This is a genomic window from Corynebacterium striatum ATCC 6940 (genome assembly GCF_000159135.1).
Classification (GTDB): domain Bacteria; phylum Actinomycetota; class Actinomycetes; order Mycobacteriales; family Mycobacteriaceae; genus Corynebacterium; species Corynebacterium striatum.
Window position 1 is genome coordinate 1 of sequence record NZ_GG667525.1, and the last position, 3,186, is coordinate 3,186.

The window sequence follows — 3,186 nt, forward strand, 5'->3', positions numbered from 1 at the left end:
GGAACCGATTCAAAATCAAGATCAAGGCATTATCCCAGGCTGCCTCGGGGATCCGAATCGGTTTATCCACACGAAAGTGTGTCCGGTCGGCGTATCGTCGAGACTAACCCTGCAGCATTGAGCTGCACTTTTTGAGTTACCGAAAACAGAGCGCGCTCAAGGCCTGGGGTGAGAACCTCTAGTGGTGGCCAAGTGGACCGCTCATGCCTCACAAGCGAAGGAGCGGCTGCAGTAGCTGCAACCGGCGTATTTGCTCCCCTCGGTTCGGGAGACAGCCGGCTTGAGACCACGCGCTACCACGGCTTGTTCAAAACAACGGGATCTCGAGCGGTAGTGGTCGATATATTGTCGAGCGGAATACAAATCCATCATTCAGGCATATTGACCTGCAAACACGGTGAAATACAGACACACTTTTTGCTACTTAGCCCGGAAGTGGGAAAGCAAGTAGTCTGTGGGTGTTCGCTATAGGCTTCCCCGGGCTTTGCCGAACGGAAGGAAAAGCCGACCCCCGAGCGGCTTCTCCCCAGTGCCCCTGCGAGCGCAGTCTGAGGAGTTTCCTTTATTCAACGGCACTCTAGACTTGGAGTAAATCGTGGATCTAGAAAAGGCGCTTTCCGAATTCACGCCCAATATCAATACGACTCTGCCGGATTATCATTCACCCGCCGAGGAAAAACCTGGGCGCCCCCTCGAGGGGCTCGTCCGCAAAAGATTCATATTCGTTCACAAATACAGCCGCATTATCGCGTTGAATATTCTAAGTCTTGTTTACCCTCATCGTACCAACGAGGGAGGTGCTGCCCACCCGACTGCAAGCAGCACAAGGCGCATAGATAATCCAGAATCGCTATTGGAATTTTCCGCCTAACATCCATCATCCGCAGATCCTAAATATCAAACAGCAAAAACTCTTGACTAGCCAAAGCTCTTGCGCGTGAATCAGATAGAATATCAGCATCCCTAGATGAACCTGAGCCACATTCCAACTCAAGATATCTAGCTAGCATCTCCCTTTCTTCAAGATCTAACAACTTGGTACCGCGCCACTTCTCCTTAGGGTTAGAGTGACCCTTATACGCAATCCAAGCATCCACCGAAGATCCCAGCGAAGAACGAGAAGTAAGAAGCGCGCTAACCACATTCCCCGAGTCTAAAGCCCCTTGGAGATCTTCTAGATGCGCGCTTGCCTGATATTCGGACCTACGCCTAATAGAACGGCAAAGGACTCGGTTATCGACCGTATTCTTTAACGAAGTGAAGTTAGCCTCACCGATAACTGGAATTCCAATAACCAAATCTCGAAAGAGTTCAAGCTCACCTTGGCTGACTAGATTAGGGAAATTGGCAGGCTCAGCAGAATCTAGAAGACGCGAGTATGCCCTTTCTACCCCTTCTAAAGCATGAACTTCAATATCTGATCGCCGACTTCCAAACACCGATGAAACAATTAACGACTCCCCTTGGTCCACCCAGGAATCCTGAGGCTGTAGCACATCCGGCAAGCTCTTTTTAAGCTGAGAGATGTCCTGAATCGAATTTAGCAGTACAAGAACATCGATGTCTGAAGTTGAATTTCCCCACCCTTCAACAAGAGAACCTCCCAAAAACGCGGAAATAATCGGCACAATCGAGCCAAAGCGATCCGCTAAGTCATTTAAGCCTAACAATTCCTCAGGAGAAATTATTGAATCAATAGTGTTCTGTCTCATCCCACAGTCCTAGTCAAATAGCAATCGAAGCATTTTTCGGTTTTCGCCTGCAAATGTAGTACGGCCATGCAACCACCTTAAATTATCCAGTAGATAAAAATCTCCCTCTTTCATGCTCACCGAAAAACTATTTTGCGCAATCGCTTCCTGCAAGACATCAAGCTTAGAAATCAATCCATAATTAAAAAACGCTCCCTGATCTAATCGAAGACGTATATTCCACACGCCACCTTCGCCACGCGTAAGAATTGGTCCCGAAAAAACTCCACCTGCGCCCTTAAAGATCGCCGCTCCTTCATCTTGCAGCAGATCAACCAATTCCTCACCATGCATTTGAAGGAAGCCCACAAGCTTTTCCACATTGCAAAATGTACTATCTCCCCCAGAAGAGGCGGGTTGTTCACAATAGAGACCGATTCCTTTAGGTGGAACCGATACACCGGAACTATCGGTATGCATGCGAAGCCCTGCGTTAGTTAGCCCCAACACACTTTCCGTAGTTGTCAACTTCGTCTCGACCTTGACTTCCGTAACTCCAGACGGATTTGAATCACGATGCATCCGGATTTTGCCCAGAGCTACGACCGAGTTCACAAACTCTGAATAACTTGCTCCTTTACGGAGCACAAATCCACTGGCAGTAAAATCTTTTTGAAGATTTTCATCTACAAGCACAGTCCTGCTCCATTCTTCCATCCACTGACCCCATCTTCATCAATACGACAAACACCAGGCAAATCATGGGAGACTAGGAAAGATGCAGTAAACAACATATCCCATACTTCGAAGTCCTTTTGTGAAGTTCCGAAAAACCTATTGAAATATCTAAGCAGAGCTCCGTCATCGATTTTCTTTAGCGCAGAATCGTCAAGATTATCTATCTCAAGCTTAAGTTGGCTAACTACCGCCTGAATTCGAGGCTCTTGGAGAGACTTGGACCAGTTCTCATATTGAACCAAATCCTCTTGTGCTATCTGCAAAAGGTTTTCCTCTACATTTCGCGTCCCACCCACTGTTTGCAAAGCAGACTCAAATAGCGACTGCAACCTAAAATAGAGATTTTTAGCGGGACTCCGAATCCCCAGTTCTCGCAGTATGTCAATTGGTTCATCTGGCGCATGTATTAGCGTCAGGACACGATTTGGAGCCTCAATTCTGTCTCGAAGAGTACTTCCATCCCTATACTCTTTCAGCGCTGAACCTTTCAGCGTTCTCAACCGAACCGTGGCAGGAATATCTCCAGGCAAGCGCGACATGTCATAGAAGAAGATAGTCAGCTGTTTCCCTAAGCCAAGAAGTTCCTCAAAGATAGCAGCTCGATCGATCGTGGCTATGTTCCATTGAAACTTCCAGATCTCTCTCGCCTCTGAAAAAGTCATGCTTTCTTCGACATAGTAGAAAGGGACAAACCCGTTATCTCGCATATAAGTTAGTAGCTTCGGTAGTGCACCTAAAACTCTGCCATCAGGTTTAA

General features: G+C 47.3%; 4 protein-coding genes. 1 reads left to right on the plus strand and 3 read right to left on the minus strand.

Annotated elements, in window-relative coordinates; all coding sequences use genetic code 11:
• Positions 1 to 595 precede the first annotated feature (595 nt).
• The gene (locus HMPREF0308_RS13705; RefSeq protein ID WP_141276782.1) at positions 596 to 871 is read left to right on the plus strand and encodes a hypothetical protein; all 276 of its coding nucleotides are present in this window, start codon (positions 596 to 598) and stop codon (positions 869 to 871) included.
• 19 nt (positions 872 to 890) lie between these two features.
• On the opposite strand, the gene HMPREF0308_RS13710 is transcribed toward HMPREF0308_RS13705, so the two are convergent.
• The 3 genes from HMPREF0308_RS13710 to HMPREF0308_RS09695 all read right to left on the minus strand — a co-directional run.
• Positions 891 to 1,712, minus strand: coding sequence for a nucleotidyltransferase domain-containing protein (locus tag HMPREF0308_RS13710; protein ID WP_005531117.1), 822 nt, complete (start codon positions 1,710 to 1,712; stop codon positions 891 to 893).
• A 9-nt stretch (positions 1,713 to 1,721) separates the two neighbouring features.
• Positions 1,722 to 2,387 carry a TauD/TfdA family dioxygenase gene (locus HMPREF0308_RS13350; RefSeq protein ID WP_169305117.1) on the minus strand — a complete coding sequence of 222 codons (666 nt, stop codon included), beginning with the start codon at positions 2,385 to 2,387 and terminating at the stop codon, positions 1,722 to 1,724.
• Positions 2,378 to 3,186, minus strand: an 809-nt coding sequence (locus HMPREF0308_RS09695; RefSeq protein WP_211205701.1) for a hypothetical protein, incomplete at its 5' end; no start/stop codon positions are given. The genes HMPREF0308_RS13350 and HMPREF0308_RS09695, both read right to left, overlap by 10 nt.